This window comes from Clostridium sp. (assembly GCF_036639235.1).
Classification (GTDB): Bacteria; Bacillota; Clostridia; order Clostridiales; family Caloramatoraceae; genus Clostridium_AB.
Genome location: NZ_JAVWJB010000035.1, coordinates 1 through 20,362, shown reverse-complemented (window position 1 = coordinate 20,362; position 20,362 = coordinate 1). Strand labels below are relative to the sequence as shown.

The 20,362-nt window shown below is 31.8% G+C and carries 20 protein-coding genes and 1 other RNA gene; 1 reads left to right on the top strand and 20 read right to left on the bottom strand.

The window, feature by feature from the left end:
- From RR539_RS08370 to RR539_RS08325, 10 genes are all read right to left on the bottom strand, one after another.
- Positions 1 to 247 (bottom strand): hypothetical protein (locus RR539_RS08370; protein WP_332500332.1); only part of this gene is annotated, 247 nt, incomplete at its 3' end.
- 30 nt (positions 248 to 277) lie between these two features.
- On the bottom strand, positions 278 to 1,006 hold the full coding sequence (locus tag RR539_RS08365; protein WP_332473271.1) for a Bax inhibitor-1/YccA family protein: 729 nt from the start codon (positions 1,004 to 1,006) through the stop codon (positions 278 to 280).
- Between the two features lie 20 nt (positions 1,007 to 1,026).
- A complete protein-coding gene (locus tag RR539_RS08360) occupies positions 1,027 to 3,138 on the bottom strand; it encodes an ATP-dependent helicase (protein ID WP_332473270.1) in 2,112 nt (703 codons plus the stop codon).
- A gap of 121 nt (positions 3,139 to 3,259) precedes the next feature.
- Positions 3,260 to 3,599, bottom strand: an RNA gene (gene rnpB, locus RR539_RS08355) — RNase P RNA component class A.
- Positions 3,600 to 3,658: 59 nt separating this feature from the next.
- The gene (locus RR539_RS08350) at positions 3,659 to 4,465 is read right to left on the bottom strand and encodes a Nif3-like dinuclear metal center hexameric protein (RefSeq protein ID WP_332500331.1); all 807 of its coding nucleotides are present in this window, start codon (positions 4,463 to 4,465) and stop codon (positions 3,659 to 3,661) included.
- The gene (locus RR539_RS08345; RefSeq protein WP_332473268.1) at positions 4,428 to 5,117 is read right to left on the bottom strand and encodes a tRNA (adenine(22)-N(1))-methyltransferase; all 690 of its coding nucleotides are present in this window, start codon (positions 5,115 to 5,117) and stop codon (positions 4,428 to 4,430) included. Before RR539_RS08345 ends, RR539_RS08350 begins: the two co-directional genes overlap by 38 nt.
- 10 nt (positions 5,118 to 5,127) lie before the next feature.
- A complete protein-coding gene (locus tag RR539_RS08340) occupies positions 5,128 to 5,850 on the bottom strand; it encodes an HAD family hydrolase (protein WP_332473267.1) in 723 nt (240 codons plus the stop codon).
- Between the two features lie 48 nt (positions 5,851 to 5,898).
- On the bottom strand, positions 5,899 to 6,978 hold the full coding sequence (rpoD, locus tag RR539_RS08335) for an RNA polymerase sigma factor RpoD (protein ID WP_442878405.1): 1,080 nt from the start codon (positions 6,976 to 6,978) through the stop codon (positions 5,899 to 5,901).
- A gap of 25 nt (positions 6,979 to 7,003) precedes the next feature.
- A complete protein-coding gene (gene dnaG, locus RR539_RS08330) occupies positions 7,004 to 8,773 on the bottom strand; it encodes a DNA primase (RefSeq protein ID WP_332473266.1) in 1,770 nt (589 codons plus the stop codon).
- Between the two features lie 183 nt (positions 8,774 to 8,956).
- Positions 8,957 to 9,952 carry a deoxyguanosinetriphosphate triphosphohydrolase gene (locus RR539_RS08325; RefSeq protein ID WP_332473265.1) on the bottom strand — a complete coding sequence of 332 codons (996 nt, stop codon included), beginning with the start codon at positions 9,950 to 9,952 and terminating at the stop codon, positions 8,957 to 8,959.
- 212 nt (positions 9,953 to 10,164) lie between these two features.
- Between RR539_RS08325 and RR539_RS08320 the strand changes: the two genes are divergently transcribed.
- A complete protein-coding gene (locus tag RR539_RS08320) occupies positions 10,165 to 11,229 on the top strand; it encodes a CotS family spore coat protein (RefSeq protein ID WP_332473264.1) in 1,065 nt (354 codons plus the stop codon).
- A 50-nt stretch (positions 11,230 to 11,279) separates the two neighbouring features.
- Here RR539_RS08320 and ppdK read toward each other — a convergent pair whose 3' ends face one another.
- From ppdK to RR539_RS08270, 10 genes are all read right to left on the bottom strand, one after another.
- On the bottom strand, positions 11,280 to 13,913 hold the full coding sequence (gene ppdK, locus RR539_RS08315) for a pyruvate, phosphate dikinase (RefSeq protein ID WP_332483491.1): 2,634 nt from the start codon (positions 13,911 to 13,913) through the stop codon (positions 11,280 to 11,282).
- Positions 13,914 to 13,977: 64 nt separating this feature from the next.
- Positions 13,978 to 14,619 (bottom strand): helix-turn-helix transcriptional regulator, encoded by a 642-nt coding sequence (locus RR539_RS08310; RefSeq protein ID WP_332473262.1) that lies wholly within the window; start codon positions 14,617 to 14,619, stop codon positions 13,978 to 13,980.
- Between the two features lie 206 nt (positions 14,620 to 14,825).
- Positions 14,826 to 15,398, bottom strand: a complete 573-nt coding sequence (locus RR539_RS08305; protein WP_332473261.1) for a DUF4342 domain-containing protein — start codon at positions 15,396 to 15,398, stop codon at positions 14,826 to 14,828.
- Positions 15,399 to 15,418: 20 nt separating this feature from the next.
- Positions 15,419 to 16,153 carry a DNA repair protein RecO gene (gene recO, locus RR539_RS08300; RefSeq protein WP_332473260.1) on the bottom strand — a complete coding sequence of 245 codons (735 nt, stop codon included), beginning with the start codon at positions 16,151 to 16,153 and terminating at the stop codon, positions 15,419 to 15,421.
- Positions 16,154 to 16,171: 18 nt separating this feature from the next.
- Positions 16,172 to 17,062, bottom strand: coding sequence for a GTPase Era (gene era, locus RR539_RS08295; protein ID WP_332473259.1), 891 nt, complete (start codon positions 17,060 to 17,062; stop codon positions 16,172 to 16,174).
- 16 nt (positions 17,063 to 17,078) lie between these two features.
- A complete protein-coding gene (gene cdd / locus RR539_RS08290; RefSeq protein WP_332473258.1) occupies positions 17,079 to 17,471 on the bottom strand; it encodes a cytidine deaminase in 393 nt (130 codons plus the stop codon).
- 113 nt (positions 17,472 to 17,584) lie between these two features.
- Entirely contained in the window at positions 17,585 to 18,280 is a 696-nt protein-coding gene (locus RR539_RS08285) for a diacylglycerol kinase (RefSeq protein WP_332473257.1), read from the bottom strand.
- Positions 18,281 to 18,295: 15 nt separating this feature from the next.
- The gene (gene ybeY / locus RR539_RS08280) at positions 18,296 to 18,787 is read right to left on the bottom strand and encodes an rRNA maturation RNase YbeY (protein WP_332473256.1); all 492 of its coding nucleotides are present in this window, start codon (positions 18,785 to 18,787) and stop codon (positions 18,296 to 18,298) included.
- Position 18,788: 1 nt separating this feature from the next.
- Positions 18,789 to 19,784 carry a PhoH family protein gene (locus RR539_RS08275; RefSeq protein ID WP_332500329.1) on the bottom strand — a complete coding sequence of 332 codons (996 nt, stop codon included), beginning with the start codon at positions 19,782 to 19,784 and terminating at the stop codon, positions 18,789 to 18,791.
- Between the two features lie 23 nt (positions 19,785 to 19,807).
- Positions 19,808 to 20,362 (bottom strand): sporulation protein YqfD (locus tag RR539_RS08270; protein WP_332500327.1); only part of this gene is annotated, 555 nt, incomplete at its 5' end.

The window sequence follows — 20,362 nt, the reverse complement described above, 5'->3', positions numbered from 1 at the left end:
AAGGCTTATCTTTCTTAGCCTTTTCAAGTATTTCCTTTGCATATACATCAAGTTCTTTCTTTGAAACTTCATGATTTACAATAACATTATATGTGTACATTTGGCTATCAATAGATATATCATTTATATTTGATACTTCATACTTTGCTACGTCTACCCCTTCGTTATTAGCTTCTTTATTATCTGAACATCCATAAAGCATTAAAGATAATAAAGCTAATATAAGGCCTAATATAATCTTTCTCATTGTCTACCTCGTTTATATCTATTTAATTAATTATTCGTCCTTAAATAATGCAAGTAGTCTAACTACCTCAATATATAACCAAACAAGAGTTGTTAATAGAGTTAAAGCTCCAATCCACTCCATTTTCTTTGGAGCTCCTGAATATACTAAATACTCAATAGTGTCAAAATCTAGTATAAAGTTAAGTGATGCAACAATTACTATAACTAAACTTATACCTATTCCAATTGGGGAGCTATCTCTTAAAAATGGTATATTAAGTCCAAATATACCTAATAACATTGATAATAGATATATAACACCTATTCCAATAGTTGCACTTATAACAACCTTCTTAAACTTATTAGTTGCCCTTATTATTCTCGCTCTGTACAAAAATAGCATTACAAGAAATATTCCAAGGGTAATTAGAACAGCCTGCATTATTATCCCATCATACATGGTAGCAAACATTGCTGAAAATGCTCCAAGCACAAGTCCCTCACCAATTGAGTATAACGGAACTAGTATAGGTGCTGCACTTGTAAATACCATTGCACCAATTACACCTACAAAACTAATAATAAAACCTGTTATAAGAAGTCCTGATGGCATAGTCCCATTATTAATTACTTGAAACCAAGTATATGAAGCAGCAAGTATTACTAAAAATAGTGAAAGCATAGTTTTGTTAAGTATTCCATTAAAGGAAGCTTGACCCTCACCAGCTATATTTCTAGCAAACTTAAGTACCGGATTACTACTTTCAATTTGTCTCATATTTTCACCTCCTAATAGTGCTATAAAACTTCTAAGACACCTGAATCTAAACATACACTTAAAAGTAATTTTTTAATTCCAAGCTTATTAAATCTTATTTCTATAAGGTCGTCCTTAATAAATAAAACCTCTCCAGTTCCAAATGCCTTGTGTTTTATACTATCTCCTACACTTATATCATAAGATGCCTTATCTTTCAAATTAACTTCCATAGGTGGATAAAGTATATTTCGTGTTTCTCCTAAAAATCTTGACTGGTATACACGTTTTTCTCCTTTTTCCTCAAGGCGCATAAGATATACCTTATATCTAGCCCTTGTAAAACCTACATAATAAAGACGTCTTTCCTCTTCTATTAGTGAATTATCTCCATTTTTCTCCCTATCTATACTTTCATAACTTGGAAGTATACCTTCAACTAAATCTATTAAGATCACGTTATCGTATTCAAGTCCCTTTGATGAATGTATTGTACTTAGAACAATATTACTTTCGTTTTTATTGTATTTTTTAGATTCAACAATCTCTTTTAGGTAACTTAACCTTCCATACAAACTATCAAGAGAATCTAAATCCCTTGATACCGACTTTATAACCATAAAAACATCTTTTATAGTATTCTTGTCTAAATTCTCATCTTTTCCTACATTAAGATAATCTAGATACTTCATCTCCTGCTCTAGATAATCAAGAGCAAAATAAATGTTTTTATCCCTTAATATTTTTAGGTTCTTTCTAAAATTAATAATATTTTTCTCTTGATACGGTTCTAAGAAACCTCCCCATAATAATATATCAAATACACTCTTACCTTCTTTTTGGTTCTCTTTAATGTAATTAATCATATCTTTTGATATATAACTATCTGTTTTAAAGTATACTCTTTCAAAAGACTCTATATCACTATCATTGTTTGCAAGCTTAAAAAAAGCCCTAATATCTTCTAATATCCAGTGTGAAAATAGTGATATCTTATTATCTCTAATATAAAAATCAACTGAATGTTTATCAAGCTCATTAATAATATTTACAGCAGATATGTTATTTCTATAAAGAATCGCTGTTGATTGCCCCTTTAATTCACCTAATAGTTTAAGTATCTTTTCAGCTTCTTCAATTTCATTTTGACTATCTATAATCTCAATTGATCCTTCAAAAGTATTCTTTGTATATATATTTTTGTCATATCTATTCTTATTGTTTTTTATAAGAATATTTGTAGTATCTACTATCTCCTTACTACTTCTAAAATTTCTTTCCATATATAAAACCTTAGAATTAGTATATATTTTTTTAAAGTTTTCAAGTACATAAAGATAACTTCCTCTAAAACCATATATACACTGATCATCATCTGCAACAAAAAACATATTATTACTTCTTATTTGATACAAAATAGCATGTTGAAGCCTTGATGTATCCTGTGCTTCATCACATATAATATACTTATATCGTCTTTTTATATCATTTAATATTTCATCATCTGTTTTAAGTATATTAAGCGCATATATTAGCATATCATCATAATCTATTAAATGTTTTTCTCTTTTTATTTCCTCATACATTTTATAGATTTTATATATCCCCTTAACTTTACTCTCTAACTTTTTAATATCTTCCTTTTTGTACATCATATTTTTAGCATAACCTATTAAAGCTATAACTTCTTCAAGCTTATCCTCTTGAGGGTAAGCATTATTTACCTTAATATAGCACCTTTTAATAATAGCTCTTTTATTAACCTTAGAATTCTCTTCCTCTAAAAAGTTAAATGCAATCCCCTTCTTAAAAGCATACTTATTAAGAACTCTCATGGAAAAGCTATGTATAGTTGAAAAACTAACTGAATCATCTACTAAGGGACTAAATACTTTATCAAATCTTTCCTTCATATCCCTTGATGCCATTCTTGAGAATGTTAAGGCCAGTATATTTCTTGGGTCTACCCCCTTTGTTAATATAAGGTATCCAACCCTACCTACAACTACAGTTGTTTTTCCTGAACCTGGTGATGCTAAAAGTAGTAAATTTCCCTCTTCATTTGTTAGTGCCTTTCTTTGACTTTCTGTATATTTTATATCAAAATTATTAAACAAATAATCATAAAATTCCTTTTCATTTAAGGTTTTCATTTGTAAACCTCCAAACCAATTATAAATAATCAAGTTTAATTATTATATCATAGTAGTAATCCTAGTAATAATAAATGTAATAAAAAAACACTACTATAAATAGTAGTGTTATCTTTAAAATAAATCGAGTAAGCCTGTAAGCCGAGTTCTGTCGTGAATGATCATCTATCTAGGCCCACTGTTACCAGTAGGCTCAAGCGACACTACCCGGAAGCGTGTCGGGCCAACACATTACGCCTCCCTATTCGGTCTTGCTCCAAGTGGGGTTTACATAGCCGACAAGTCGCCAAGTCGCTGGTAAGCTCTTACCTCACCTTTCCACCCTTACCTACAAAGTAGGCGGTATATCTCTGTTGCACTATCCTTAAAGTCGCCTTCACTGGGTATTACCCAGCACCCTGCCCTGTGGAGCTCGGACTTTCCTCTCCCTCTTACGAGGCAGCGATCATTTAGCTTACTCAATAATTAACTTTTCAGTACTATACGATTCTAACATATGGGTACAACTTTGTAAATAGATTTAAACAATTCTAAGTGGGTTTTCTTCACTACTACTTAAAATAACCTCTATTTCTGTATTCTCTTCAATAAACTTCCTAAAGTGTTCTTTAAAAATAATTTCCGAACCAAAATGTGTTAAATCAACTATACACATTCCTTGATTTACAAAGTCTAGTGCTATATGATGCTTTACATCTCCTGTTACTATACAGTCACATCCCTTTTTCATAGCTATTCTAATAAGATCTGCTCCACTTCCTCCAACTACAGCTACCTTATTAATAACCTTAGTATCATCTCCTGATACTATTACACCACTAAGATTAAATTCCTTCTTTAAAGATATATAGAAATCTCTAAAAGCAAGTGGTCTATCTAGAGTACCTACTCTGCCTATCCCCTCTACTATACCATCTTTTTGTTCTAATGTAGATACATTATTTAAGTTTAGTTTTTCTGATAATATATCATTCATTCCATTTTTTGCAGAATCAAAATTAGTATGTGATGCATATAAAGCAATTTTATTTTCTATTAATGTTAAAACCATTGACTCTATATATCCCCTATCTGAAATCTTCTTAAGAGGCTTAAATATTAATGGGTGATGAACTATTATTATATCTACATTATTTTCTATTGCCTCATTAATTACCCTAGGTGTTACTTCAAGTGAAATTAAAGCTTTACTTATTTCCTTATCATATCTACCGATTAATAAACCAACATTATCATAGTCTTCACATAAATTAAGTGGGTAACTACCCTCTATAATACTACAAAGCTTTTTACACTTCATAACTATCCCTAACCTTTCTAAAGTCATTTAAAAGATTTTTAAGTTCATCTACCCTATTTTTATTAGTTGATACATTAGTAGTACTTAAAATCTTCTCAATAGAATTTATTTTTTTATTAATAAAACCTCTAAAATCTTCATTTGGAATATTTAATGTATACCTACCAGTATAATAATGTACATTTTCTTTATATGCTTCATCTTGTCCGTAGGTAACCTTAATATTGTGATAATACTTATTCGCATCATATACAACTGTTTCATCAATAACCTTAAATCCGTTATCATATAGATACCTTCTAAGTACCTCCTGATGTTGAGCTGGTTGTAGTATTAAGTACTTAAATTCCTTTGCCTTATCAAGGGAATCCTTAATAATTTCCCATATTAAATTTCCTCCCATACCAGAAATTATAGCAACATCTACTTCCCCCTTATTAATCGGTTCAAGCCCTGGACCATGACGAAGCTCTACATCTGATATTATTTTATTTTCAGTAAGGTTTTTCTTTGCAATTTCAAGTGGCCCCTTATTAATATCACTTGCTATAACCTTATTTGTAATTCCTTCTTTAATTAGATATATAGGAATATATCCATGGTCTGTTCCTATATCACATACAGAATGATTTTTATCTATTAAATCTACAACAGCTTGAAGTCTATTTGATAAATTCATTTTTTCCTCCTTAGGACTTTGGTATCTTTGGTAATGACTTTACAAACTTATAAAATCCCTTTGAATCTGAAATACGATCTGCATTAGCTACAGTATCATGACGATTAATAATATTATTTGTTACCAGATATGTATTCACATCTATTGTCTTTGCCACCATATCCTCTTGAACATCATTTCCAACCATCATACATTGATTTGGAGCCTTTTCAATTATATCCAGTATTTGACCATAATATCTTGGATTTGGTTTACAAAATTTCATAACCTCTATTGGTGTTATAAAATCAAAATCCTCACTATTAAGTCCTGCCCAATTAACTCTTGTTTTAAGAGCTTTAAGTGGAAATAATGGATTAGTAGCTACTACTAACTTATACCCCTTATTTAGTAACATATTAACGGATTTAATCATATAATTAGATTTTGAATACATTCCAGTAATTGTAGTATAGTCGTCATCGTAAAAATCGCTAATATGATTATATATATCATCTATGTCACGGCCAAGAACCTCTTTATACTTTTCTTTAAATACCTCTTCATTTGTCTTACTATCATCATTACTAAAAATAGTTGCCATAATAGCTTCCTTCATATGATTATTAAATTCTTCAAATGTAAAGTTATTAGAAACCCTCTTATAAAGCCTTACCATATATTCTTCCATAAATTTATCAGAATCTATATTAAGTAGTGTTCCATCTAAATCAAATAAAACTGTATCTAACATAACTTCCCCCTATTTCAAAAAAACCTACACATAAGTGTAGGTTTTATACTAATCTAAGTAATCCTTAAGCTTTTTGCTTCTAGTTGGATGCTTTAGCTTTCTTAAAGCCTTCGCTTCAATTTGTCTAATTCTCTCTCTTGTAACCTTAAACTCTTTACCAACTTCCTCAAGAGTTCTAGCTCTTCCATCATCAAGACCAAATCTTAGTCTTAAAACCTTCTCTTCTCTTGGAGTTAATGTATCAAGTACTTCCATTAACTGCTCCTTAAGCATAGTATATGCTGCAGCCTCAGCTGGTGCAAGAGCATCTTCATCTGGAATAAAGTCACCAAGATGACTATCTTCTTCTTCTCCAATAGGAGTTTCAAGTGAAACAGGTTCCTGTGCAATCTTCATAATTTCACGTACCTTTTCAACTTCCATATTCATTTCTTTAGCAACTTCCTCAGGTGTAGGGTTTCTTCCAAGGTCTTGAAGTAGTTGTCTCTCAATTCTTATAAGCTTGTTAATAGTTTCTACCATATGAACAGGAATTCTAATTGTTCTTGCCTGGTCTGCAATAGCTCTTGTTATTGCCTGTCTAATCCACCATGTAGCATAAGTTGAGAACTTAAATCCCTTTCTATAGTCGAACTTCTCAACAGCCTTAAGAAGTCCAAGATTTCCTTCTTGAATAAGATCAAGGAATAGCATTCCACGTCCAACATATCTTTTTGCTATACTAACTACTAGTCTAAGATTAGCCTCTGCAAGCTTTTTCTTAGCCTCTTGATCCCCTTCTTCTATTCTATTTGCAAGGTTTGTTTCCTCTTCTGCTGAAAGAAGTGGTACCTTACCAATTTCCTTAAGATACATTCTAACAGGATCATCTATACTAATTCCCTCTGGAATTGATAAATCATCTTCTAGAAGCTGCTCTGAACTAAATTCATCCCCATCATTAATAACCTCTATACCAAATGATTCAAGCACCTCATATACCTTCTCTATTTGGTCTGGGGCTAATTCCACATCTTCTAAAATATCCGTAATTTCTTTGTATGTTAATACACCTGACTTTTTACCTTTATCCATTAATTGCATCACTATAGCTTTTTCAGCTCCTGAACCTTTTATATCCTTTTTCAAGTGTACAACCTCCTTTCAAACTCCATTAGTTATCCTTGCTACTTTTTAAAATAATTAATTTGTTAATAAGCTCTGTTGCCTTTTGAAATTCTCCATTTTTTTCAAGTCGTTTAATTTCGTTTTGTGTATTTTTAGCTTCTTCCTCATTGTTATATTTCTTAATAACATGAATGTAGTCATCAATAATATTTTTATTAACTTCATCAGGAACTTCCCGTGCAAATACCTTCGAAGCTTCCTGTATATCACCATGATTATTAAATTTTCTAAGTATATTATTAGGAATAACCTTAAACCCTTCGTTAATAGCGTAATAAATTTCCTTAGCCACTAACTTGTAGATTGGGGTTATAAACTCTTCTACACTTATTTTACCCTTAATATAGCTAAAGTAATCTACTGATTCTACACACAATGACAATAACATTTGCTCTGCCTTTTTGTAGGCAGGTTCCCTTTTGACAATTTGAGCTTTTGGCTCTATACTTTGCTTTAATGATTCTTCAGATGAAGATCCTTGTTTTTTAAGCTTATTAATATCTGCAATAATACTTTCTTCAAGTATCCCAGTATTTTCAGAAATTAGCTTTACGTAATAGCTAAGTTCTACCTCACTTTTTATAGTTGCAAGTTCTCCTACAACTTCCTTAGTAAAATATAAAACATCATCAGCCTTTTTCAAATTATATTTTTCCTTGATAAGGTTGATTTTATACTGCATAACTGGAACAGCCATTGAAATTAGCTTTTTAAACTCATCAATCGAGTTATTTCTAATAAATTCATCTGGATCTTTACCCTTTGGTACTCTAATTACCTTAACTATGCACCCAACTCCTTCAAGTATTTCCATCCCCTTAATAGTAGCAGCTTTACCTGCAACATCAGAGTCATAACAAACATATACATTATTAACATACTTCTTAATAAGTTTTGCTTGATTAGGTGTTAGCGCCGTTCCAAGAGTTGCAACAACATTTGTTATTCCCTCCTGGGCTAGTGCTATAAGATCCATATATCCCTCAACAAGTATTAAACTCTCTGGAACCCTGTCTCTTATTGCAAAGTTAAGACCATATAAATTGGTACCCTTAATAAAAACTTCACTTTCAGGTGAATTTAAGTATTTTGGCTTTGAGTCATCGAGTACTCTCCCACCAAAACCAATAACCTTCCCCCTATAATCAAATACAGGGAATATTATTCTGTTTCTAAACCTATCATATGTACCATTTTTTCCTTTAATAATAAGTCCGCTCTTTAATAATACTTCTTTAGAAAATCCCTTTTTAGATAAATACATCTCAAGAGAATTCCACGTGTTGCTACTGCAGCCCAGCCCAAACTTATTAATAGTTGAACCTTTAATACCTCTATTTGTAAGATAATCATATGCAGTCTTATTTCGCTTAAGATTTGCAAAAAAATACCTTGCTGCTTCAGTATTAGCCTTAATAATATTATCCTTCATTTGGAATTTAGGATCTACTGTAGCCTCTCTACTTTCAACAGATACACCTATTCTATCTCCTAAGATCTTGATGGCGTCTAAAAACTCCATATTCTTAATGTTCATTATAAATCCTAGAACATTACCTGAAGCTCCACACCCAAAACAATGATATAGCTGTTTTTCTCGAGATACACTTAAAGATGGTCCTTTGTCAGAGTGAAATGGGCATACTCCCATAAAGTTTCTCCCTGACTTTTTTAGTGATACATAATCTGAAACTACTTCTACTATATCGTTTTCTTGTAGAATTCTATCTACTATTTCATCTGGAATACGACCCATAATATCACCTGTTACAATTATTTTAGTCTATACACTAATTTCTACATCATTAGCATATTTCCTTCTTTTTATAATAATAGTTATGAAAATATGTTATCAATGTATAGATTACTTTATTTATAGGCACAAGATACTTAATTTCGACACTTAATTCGAAACTCCTTCTTTTTTTTACAAAAAAAATTAGTAAATTTTACTCCATGGAGTAGGCGCAAAAATGTTTAAAAATTCAGACATAGCATATCTATCTGTCATACCTGCTAAATAATCACAAACTACAGTATCAAGTCCATAGCGATTTATGTTGTTAAAAAACTCTTTTGGTAGTTTACTAGGATTATCAAGGTAATATTTATACATTTGATTAAGTATGTTCATAGCCTTTTCTTCCTCTTCCTTAGCCTTTGAACCTATATATACATTAGAAAACATATACTCTCTAAGAGACCATATTACTTCTCCAACCTCTCCATAAAAATCTACTTTACCGTTTTCATTGTAGTTGTTAATTACATTAGTAATCATAGAATTTATTCTACTTGAAGGGCCACTTCCAAGTACTCTTATAGCTTCACATGGTAACATATCTTCACTAATAACCCTAGCTCTTATAGCATCATCAATATCATGATTAATATAGGCTATCTTATCAGCTACTCTAACAACCCTACCCTCAAATGTTTTAGCCATTTTAGATGAACTATGATTAATAATACCATCTTTAACTTCATATGTAAGATTAAGAGGTTCTAAATGCTCAACTACTCTTAAGCTTTGTATATAGTGTTTAAATCCCTTTGTACATAAATCATTAAGTACCTTCTCACCTGAGTGACCAAATGGTGTATGCCCAAGGTCATGGGCAAGTGCAATAGCCTCTGTTAAATCTTCATTAAGGGAAAGTGCACGTGATATGCTCCTAGCAACCTGTGATACCTCAAGGGTATGGGTAAGTCTTGTTCTATAATGATCTCCCTCAGGAGATATGAAAACTTGTGTCTTATGTTTAAGTCTTCTAAATGCCTTAGAGTGGATAATTCTATCCCTATCTCTTTGAAAATCTGTTCGAATTGGACACTTCTCTTCATCTTGCTTTCTGCCCAAAGTATTGCTGCTTAAAACCGCATTACTTGAAAGATAAGTTAATTCTTTCTTCTCATATGACTCACGAATATTCATAGTAATTCACCTACATATTATTTCTTAAATCTAATATACAATATTAAAGGCTATAAATCCTTTAATATTAAATGAAGAAAGTATTAATAAAATATTTCAACCTATAATATCATTTTCTCTAATTTTATAATTTTTATTCAAAAAATATATTTATGTTATAATTATGTAACTTTTATCATATATACTAGTAGCACATATTTAGAGGTGATTAAATGGATACATCCACTACTAATACAAATTCAGAATTCATGTCACATAAGGAAATAATAGACTTTGTATTATCCCAATATAATCTTACTATAAAAAAATTAGAAAGCATAAAATTTAAAGATACAGATAAACAAAGGGCTGTATATAAGGTTATTACTAATAAGGGACCTAAATGCTTAAAAAAAGTATATTATGATAAAGATACTCTTTTATTTATATACTCTACAATAGAGTGGTTAAATATGAAGGGAATTAAATGCCCACGATTACTTCCTTCAAGAGAAGGGGTTAGATATGTAGAGTATAATGAACATATTTTTATTTTAACTGATTGGATAGATGGTCGAAAGTGTTGCTATGATAATATAGATGATGTATTAATTGCTGCAAAAAATCTTGCGAATCTACACAAAAGTTCATATGGATTTGTACCTATAAGAAATAGTACCCTTAGGGTTTCTTGTACAGACTATTATAATAGCTATAATAAACACCTATGCCAGATTCAAAGCACCCTTAAGAAAGCTTCAAAGTGCAATGATTACTTCTCAAATAAATTTATAGAAAACTATGAAGTAAATCTTAATAAGGCAAGGGATAGTGTGAATATACTCTCTACAATCGACTTTACTGATCAATTTGGAGACAACGTAAGTACTTTCTCTATTTGTCACCTTGACTATGTTAATAAAAACCTTATTTTTTCAAATAATGGACTTTATATAATAGATTTTGATAATACTAAAATAGACTATCCTGTTCATGATATAGTTTATTTTGTTAAACGTATACTAAAAAGAAAAACTACATCATGGAATTTTGATATATTTGAAAAAGCTATGGACCAGTATGAATCAGTAAGAACACTTAGTCATAAGGAACATCTATTTATCTTAGCAGCCCTTAACTTCCCCCATAAATACTGGAAAATTTCAAGAGATTACTATAAACTCGGAAGTAATAAGGAATTCTACGAAAAACAAATTGATAGCTTAGTTTCACAGCAAAATGACCATGATATTTTCTGCCGAAAATACAAGGAATATATTAATAATAGATTTAAGTAAAATAAAAGTGGCTACAAAAGTAGCCACTTTCAATTTATTTAAAACAATTATTATCTTGGGTTTTTAACCTGTGCTTGTGCAGCTGCAAGTCTTGCTATTGGAACTCTAAATGGAGAACATGATACGTATTGAAGTCCTACACCATGACAGAACTCAACTGATGATGGATCTCCACCGTGCTCACCACAAATTCCAAGCTTAATATCTTCTCTAGTTGATTTTCCAAGCTTTGCAGCCATTTCTACTAGCTTACCAACACCTGTTTGGTCAAGCTTTTGGAATGGATCAAAATCGAAAATCTTCTTATCGTAGTAATCCTTAAGGAACTTACCAGCATCATCTCTTGAGAAACCAAAAGTCATCTGAGTAAGGTCATTAGTACCAAATGAGAAGAACTCTGCTTCTGTAGCAATTTCATCTGCAGTAAGTGCGGCTCTTGGAATCTCAATCATAGTACCTACCATATACTTAAGTTCTACGTTATTTTCATTAATTACTGTGTTTGCAGTTTCTGTTACTATATCCTTAACATACTTAAGTTCCTTAACTTCCCCTGCAAGTGGTATCATTATTTCTGGAACTATATTGTATCCAAATGAAGCATTAACTTCAATTGCAGCTTCAATAATAGCTCTTGTTTGCATTTCTGCAATTTCTGGGTATGATACAGCAAGTCTACATCCTCTATGTCCCATCATTGGGTTAAACTCATGTAGGTCTTCAACTGTAGCCTTAAGATCTTCATAGCTTAATCCCATTTGGATAGCTAGAGCCTTAATATCTTCCTCAGTATGCGGTAAGAACTCATGTAGTGGTGGGTCAAGTAGTCTTACTGTAACAGGAAGTCCCTTCATTGCCCCATATATTGCTACGAAGTCACTCTTTTGCATTGGAAGTAGCTTATCAAGTGCTTCTCTTCTTTGCTCTTCATTCTTTGCAACTATCATTTGTCTAACAGCTGGAATTCTATCTTCTTCAAAGAACATATGCTCTGTTCTACAAAGACCAATACCCTCTGCACCAAATCTAATAGCCTGCTCTGAATCACGTCTGTTATCAGCGTTAGTTCTAACCTTAAGAACTCTAACTTCATCAGCCCATGACATAAATGTTCCAAAATAACCTGTTATCTCAGGCTCTACTGTTTTGACTTCCTGTGCATATACCTTACCTGTAGTTCCATCAAGTGACATGTAGTCACCTTCCTTGATTTTAAGGTCTCCAATAGTTATATACTTGTCATCTTCATTAATCTTAAGAGATGAACATCCAGCAACGCAGCACTTACCCATACCTCTAGCAACAACCGCTGCATGAGAAGTCATTCCACCTCTTGCAGTTAAAATACCTTCTGATGCGATCATTCCTTCAATATCTTCTGGTGAAGTTTCTGCTCTAACCAGAATAACCTTTTCACCTAGTGCTCTGTGATTCTTAGTTTCTTCTGCTGTAAAGTAAATTCTACCACAAGCAGCACCTGGAGATGCTGGTAGTCCTATTGCACACTCTCTTGCACTTGCTAAATCCTTAGCATCGAACATTGGGTGTAAAAGCTGGTCAAGCTGCTTAGGGTCAACCTTTAATATAGCCTCTTCCTTAGTAATTAATCCCTCTTCAACTAAGTCAACAGCAATCTTAAGAGCAGCAGGTGCTGTTCTCTTACCATTTCTTGTTTGTAGGAAGTAAAGCTTTCCTTGTTCTATTGTAAACTCCATGTCTTGCATATCTTTATAATGCTTCTCTAGAGTATTTGCTATTGTCATAAATTCATCATAACATGCAGGCATAACATCCTTAAGAGTTACAATGTCTTGAGGTGTTCTAATTCCAGCAACAACGTCTTCTCCCTGTGCATTCATTAGGTATTCACCAAAAATCTTATTATCACCATTAGCAGGGTTTCTTGTAAATGCAACTCCAGTTCCAGAAGTTTCTCCCATATTACCAAATACCATTTGTTGAACATTTACTGCTGTTCCCCATGAACTTGGAATATCATGAAGTTTTCTATATATATTAGCTCTAGGATTATCCCATGAACGGAATACAGCCTTAATTGACTCTAAAAGCTGTACCTTAGGATCACTTGGGAATTCTGCACCCATTTCACGCTTATAATATTCTTTGTATCTTCTAACAACTTCCTTAAGGTTTTCTGATGTAAGGTCTGTGTCCAGTTCTGCTGAAACCTCTTCCTTAACATCCTCTAGAATTCCTTCAAAGCTACTCTTATCAAGTTCCATAACTACATCACTAAACATTTGAATAAATCTTCTGTAGCTATCATATGCAAATCTTTCGTTTCCAGTAAGCACTGCAATACCTTCTACTGTTTCATCATTTAGACCAAGGTTAAGAATAGTATCCATCATACCTGGCATTGATGCTCTAGCACCTGAACGAACTGAAACTAGTAGTGGGTTTTTAGCATCCCCAAGAACCTTACCTGTCATATTTTCAAGATTACCAAGGTTTGCGAAAATCTCGTCGATTATTCCATCATTAATAACCTTTCCATCTTCATAATATTTAGTACAAGCTTCCGTTGTAACAGTAAATCCCTGTGGAACTGGAAGACCTATGTTAGTCATCTCTGCAAGGTTTGCCCCTTTACCTCCTAGAAGATTTTTCATAGATGCATTACCTTCGCTAAAAAGATAAACAAACTTATTAGAATTACACATTAATATAAACCCCCTGTTATAAGTCGAATATTATTCCCCTTAATAGAATATAAATATCTCTTTATTAGTTTGAACCTAGCTTAACAAATAGCTGAGTTATATTTGTCTTTGAAACTTTACCAGTAATCTTAACATGCTCTTTTCCTTGGCTGTCAACTACTGTTTCTACAACTGGCAGTGAATCAACCTGATGCTCAATTATCTTCTTTGCAGCATCATATGCAGTATCTTCATCATTTACAGTTATTATGTTTGGCATTCTTGTCATAATAATACCAACTGGAACTCTATGAATATCAGTGTTTCCAAGTGCAACCTTTAAAAAGTCTTTTCTTGAAACTGCCCCAGTAATAAATCCATTATTTTCAATAAACATAGTTCCTGCATCAGCTAAGAAAAGCTGAACTATTGCATCATAAAGATTTGTATCTTCATTTACAACCGTTGGACTTGACTTAATCTCTCCAACCTTAATTTCCTTTATGTAATCATATACAACGCTATTACCTTTGTTGTTTGAATATAAATAACCAACCTTAGGCCTAGCTTCTAATATTCCTGTCATAGTTAATATTGCAAGATCCGGTCTTAAAGCAGCTCTTGTAACACTAAGTCTTTCCGCTAGCTGTTCACTTGTTATCGGTTGATGTTCCTTAACAAGCTCGATTATTTCTTCTTGTCTCTTAGAAAGTTTAATAATAATCACCCTCTTTTATGTATCTCTCAACATAATAATTATATATTAATTATACAAATATATAAGCATATTTGCAACACATATATTAAAAAAACAGCATAAATGTTATACTTTTTTTATTTTTGCTACATTAATAATCATATATAACTATTATATATAGTATTTATTTGTTCTTTTAAAGCATTTTAGGAAACCAATTGGCTTCCTAAAGCTAATTATTTATTGTTTGATTTATTTTTAATTTCAATCATAGTCTCTTCCATATTATCTACAGTTGTTTTAGTTTTATCCATAGCTTTGTTTACAAAGGACTCTGTTTTTGTTTTTGCACCCTTTGTAAGCTTATTAAACTTATCTGAGAACTTTGATGAGTTTTTCTTAACAATGTGTGATAATACTTCTACTTCACCATTTTCTCTTTCAATTTCTATTTTAAGGTCTGCAGCAATAGCAGTTACAGCCCCTATAGCTAATAATGGTAGATACATTACAGATAATGCACCTGCAGCAACACCAGCAGTAACCGGAATATCTACTAGGACCTTCCCATTTCTTTTAACTTTGATTCTATTAACATTACCCTGTTTTATAATTTCTTTAATAGTATCAACTAAGTCATTACTTTTTTCAGACATAACCTCTGAAAACCCTTTTTTGTTTTTTTCCATGTATATAAGTGTCTCAACTAAATCGTTGTTATTTTCTTCAAGGGCAGCTTTCGCCTCTTCATAACTTACTCCAAATCTTTGTCTTATAATATCTATTTTTTCTAAAGTAGTTTCTTGCATTTGAATCAACTCCTTATTATTTAGGAAAGAATTTTAATTAATTGCAGACTTTTAAATTCTTTCTCAATATGGTTATGTATATAAAATGTAATAATACTAGATACATTTTGAAGCACTTCACGACTCGGAGAAAGTTTTTGTATGTCCTCAAGCTTAATATTTCTGATATCCTGTAAAAGCTTAATTTCATCCTTTTTTAGTTCGATTTCATCAAGGGTATTACACCCTCTACAAACTAATCCTCCAAGGGATGAAGAAAATACAAAATATCCCTCTCTAGTATTACAATTTACACATTTAAAAACCTCTGGCATATATCCTGCAAGGGAAATTGCCTTAAATTCAAAAATCAACTTAAGTAAAGGTAGATTTCCTTTACTATGAAGAAGTATGTATAAAGTTTTTAAAGTTAGTGCTAAAAGATGAACATTTTTCATATCCTTTTCTACAAGGCTATCTATAAGTTCTAAAAAATAGCTTCCATATGATAAAGTATCAAGATCTAAAATCAAACCTTGAAAAGACTCAATTATACTACTTTCCTTAAGTGTGTATAAATTTTTCCCTGTAGTTATAACATACTCACCATAACAAAACATCTGAGTTGATGACATAAATCTACTTTTAGGTCTTCTACATCCATTAGCCACTATATCTATTTTCCCATACTTATCTGAAAGTAGTGTAATGATTTTGTCACTATCATTAAGATTTCTAGCGCTTAAAACTACTCCTTGAACCTTTACAAATGACAAAACACGTCCTCCCCCAAGTTATTTTTGGTAACCAAGGGACTTTAAAGTAGCAACAGAATCTCTCCAATCCTTCTTTACCTTAACCCAAAGCTCTAAAAATACCTTTGAATCAACTAATCTCTCTATATCACGACGGGATTTTTCTCCTATTTGCTTAATCATAGCTCCTGATTTACCAATTATTATTGACTTATGAGAGTCCTTTTCACAGTATATAGTAGCATTAATAGTGTAAAGATTTTTGGTTTCATCTTTTTTCATAATCATAACTTCTACTGCTGTTCCGTGTGGAACTTCATCCTTAAGTGAGTGAAGCATCTTTTCTCTTATGATCTCTGCTACAATAAATCTTTCTGGTTGGTCTGTTATCATATCCTCTGGGTAATACATTGGTCCCTCTGGAAGCTTTTCTTCAATAAGTCCAAGTAACTTATCCGTATTCTTACCCTTCATAGCTGATATTGGAATAACCTGCTCAAAATCAAATTCACTAGTAAATGCATCTATAGTCTGTGCTATTTGAACATTATTAACAGTATCTACTTTATTTATTACTAAATAAACTGATGATTTCGCCTTTTTAAGTTGTTCTAGTATATATCTATCACCAGGGCCTACTTTCTTCTCAGGTGTAGTTAAAAATAATACAACATCAACTTCATTTAGCGTAGTCTCTGCCATGTTAACCATATATTCACCTAGCTTATGACGTGGCTTGTGAATTCCTGGTGTATCAACAAATACTATTTGATAATTGTCCTTTGTTAGTATTGTTTGTATCTTGTTTCTTGTTGTTTGTGGTTTATTTGATATAATAGATAGCTTCTCTCCTACTATACTATTCATTAAAGTAGACTTACCAACGTTTGGTCTTCCTACTATTGTTACAAATCCTGACTTAAAACTCATTATGTTCTCCTTTCGTTTACAGGTCCTCTCCTGTAAATGCTAAGGGTAGTAAATCCCTTACCTTCATCACTTTGTATTCTCCGTTTAATTTGGCCATAATAACATCCATATCAAGTCCAAATTCTGCTAAAACCTGTCTGCATATACCACAGGGTGAAATATAGTCTTCACTATCGCTTATAATTGCAATCTTACTAAACTTTAAATTACCCTCTGATACTGCCTTAAATAGGGCAGTTCTCTCTGCACAATTAGTTCCACCAAATGATGCATTTTCAATATTACATCCAGTAAAAACCTTACCATCTAATGATAATAGTGCTGCTCCTACTCTAAATTTTGAGTATGGCGAATATGAATATTCCATAGCTTTTCTAGCTGATTCTACTAAATCTTTATTATTTAACATAATATCCTCCATATACCTTAATATTAGTATTATTAGCAGTATGCACCTTCTTATACTAATCATTATGTATATATTATATCACCTTTTTGTAAAAAAAGTTCTCCATCGGAGAACTAAAATAGCTTAAATATTAAAATAGTTATTAACATACCATAAATAGCACCTATAATTGTCTGATATACTGTATGTACCTTTGCCTCTACCCTACTTTGTGCTACTAATAGGGCTAGAAAATAACATAAAGTTATAATAAGCATATCCTTAGTTAATAAGGATATTGCAGTTGCTGCTCCAAAAGATAGTGCACTATGACCACTTGGCATACCACCTTTTAATGGTGTTCCTTCACCATAAATAGCCTTAATAACTACTGTAACTATTGTAACAATTAATAAACATATAAATACAACAGTTGTATCTGACTGCTTAATCTTAATTAAAACAGTATTCGTAATCGGCTTTAACTTATCGAAAAAAAGTAAATATCCAATTGCCATTGCGTTAATTGCTGATATTAACACTGCTCCTGCTGCTACATTTTTAGCAATTTTAGCAAGGGGGTGATAGTAATTCGCAGTAACATCTATTGCAGCCTCAATTGCTGTGTTAATCAATTCTAAAACTACAACTAATGTAATTGTTAAAAATAATATTAACATCTCAACCTTAGAAAAATCGAAAAATAAACTAAACACTAAAATAAGTGATGCTGCAATTAGGTGTATCTTCATATTTCTTTGGGTCCTAACAGCGTATATTATACCTTCAATAGCATAATTAAAGCTATCTACAGTCTTTTTTATTTTCATATTATCACCTTCTAACTATCTATTAAAAGAAAGTTTACTTAAAATGTCCTCTTCCTTTTCCCTCATAATTAGTCTTTCTTCTTCCTCTATATGGTCATGACCTAGAAGATGCAGTACTGAATGACATGTTAAAAAAGCTACTTCTCTATAATAACTATGTCCATATTCAATTGATTGCTCCCTAGCCCTCTCAAGTGATAAAACTATATCCCCCAGTGGAATATATCCCTCTGGTGTAATATCAAATGGTGAAAACTTAAAATCCTTTGTATAGTATCCTTCACCATACTCAACCATAGGAAATGATAAAACATCTGTTGCCTTATCAATATCTCTAAAATTTTTGTTTATTTCACGAATCTCTTCGTTATCAACTAGACTTACACTTATTTCATATTCATGATCAAACCCTTCATGTGCAAGTGAATGATTTACTATATTTTTTATAATGTCCTCAATTTCACTGCCGTATTCCTCAATAGATTGTCTATTATCAAATATAATCACATTAATTCTCCTTATCCTTTGTGGCTTCTTCTTTTTCTTTTTCTTTTTCTTTTCTTTCATCAAATTTTTCGTATGCTTTAATTATTTCCATAACAAGTCTATGTCTTACAACATCCTTATGGGTAAAGTTAATAACTTTAATTTCTTCAACATCACGAAGTATATTAACAGCCTGTTTAAGACCTGATATTTTACCTATTCCAAGGTCTATCTGAGTAACATCCCCTGTAATAACTATTCTAGAGCCATATCCAAATCTAGTTAAGAACATTTTCATTTGCTCTGGTGTAGTGTTCTGGGCTTCATCAAGAATAATAAAACTATCATCTAATGTTCTTCCTCTCATATATGCAAGTGGTGCCACTTCAATTATTCCTGATTCCATGTATTTTTGGAACGTTTCTGGCCCTAAGGTTTCGTATAATGCATCATAAAGTGGTCTTAAATATGGGTCTATCTTCTCTTGTAGGTCCCCAGGAAGGAATCCAAGCTTCTCACCTGCTTCAACAGCAGGTCTTGTTAAAATTATCTTTCCCACCTTACGCTCTTTAAGCATTTTTACTGCCATTGCAATAGCAAGGTATGTTTTACCTGTTCCTGCTGGGCCTACACCAAACACTACATCATGTTTTTTTATAGCATCTATATATTGCTTTTGCCCGGTAGTCTTACACTTAATATACTTCCCTCTAGGAGTGACTAATATAACATCCTCAATTACCTTATCTATTAAAGATTCATTTTCCTCAAGAACTAAACTTATAATATAATTAACCGTATGCAAGTTAATATTCTCTTTTCTTTTCAAAATCTCAAGAAGCTTTATTATAGTTTTAGCTGCCCCATCTACTCCTGAATCTCCAACTATTTTAACTTCACTTCCTCGATTAACAATAGTAACGTTGAAAGTTCCTTCAATTACTTTAATATTTTCATCAAACTTTCCAAATAAGGATACTATATCATCCATTTCATCTATCTTGATTCTACTTTCCATTTAGTTCTCCCTTCAGTAAATTTTTATGACTCATCCTTTTTATTATCTTTAACCTCTTCACCAATCTTTGGGGTATTCACTATATCCTTGACTTCCCCTATACTTTCTTCTGTTATGTATATTATTTTAAGTGTAACACCTTTATCTGTTAAGGTTTTACTTTCTATTTTGTCAACTATCTTTGAGTCCTTACTAATTAAATTCTTAGACTTATCTTCAATCTTATCCTTTAAAATATTAATACCCTGCATTTCATTAATAATCTTAGATTCAACTTTTTTCTCTTTATATACCTCTTCAAACTTCTTAATAGGCACCTTATATCCAAAAATACTAATATCTTTTTCATTTACTATTTTATCATACTTTTGAAATTTATTCTCATGCTTTAAAGCTAGGGTTTTATTAAATGCTGAATAATAAGTACGTGTATATTCTCTACCTGTATACTTATCATATTTATAATCGAAGTCTATACTTTCTTCAATTTCAACCCATGTCTTTGCTGTAACTTTCCCTGTTGCTTCAGTGACTTTCAAAGGGATACCCTCATCATCCTTAACAACTCCAGCAATTAA